We start from the raw sequence: 474 nt of genomic DNA, 5'->3' as shown, positions 1-474 counted from the left end.
TGTTTAGGTTAAGTGCAGGTGCCACGTCGGCGGCAAGTAGTGCCCCTACCAGTGCATCAACGAGTGCGGCACGGACTGCGTCGACCAGGGCAAGAACGAGCGCAACACCGAGTGCATCAACGAGGGCGTCAACAAGGGCATCAACGAGTGCCTCAACGAGTGCCTCAACGAGTGCATCAACGAGTGCGTCAGTAAGTGCATCAACAAGTGCGTCAACAAGTGCATCAACGAGCGCGTCAACGAGTGCATCAACAAGTGCATCGACGAGCGCAAGCACGAGCGCGTCAACGAGTGCATCAACAAGTGCGTCAACGAGCGCGTCAACGAGTGCGTCAGCGAGTGCTTCAACGAGTGCATCAACGAGCGCGTCAACAAGTGCGTCAACGAGTGCCTCAACAAGAGCCTCAGCAAGTGCATCAACGAGCGCATAAACAAGCGCGCCACAAATCGCATCAACAAGCGCCCCAACAAGTG

Annotated in this window: 1 protein-coding gene; it reads right to left on the bottom strand. The window is 56.3% G+C overall.

The features are described from left to right. Nucleotides 1-474, bottom strand: a 474-nt coding sequence (locus tag CBG10_RS11325) for a hypothetical protein (RefSeq protein ID WP_179231261.1), incomplete at both ends; no start/stop codon positions are given.

It is taken from the genome of Limosilactobacillus reuteri (assembly GCF_002254085.1).
GTDB classification, from domain to species: Bacteria; Bacillota; Bacilli; order Lactobacillales; family Lactobacillaceae; genus Limosilactobacillus; species Limosilactobacillus reuteri_K.
The sequence above is the reverse complement of the archived record's forward strand: the minus strand, read 5'-3'. Positions and strand labels throughout refer to the sequence as shown.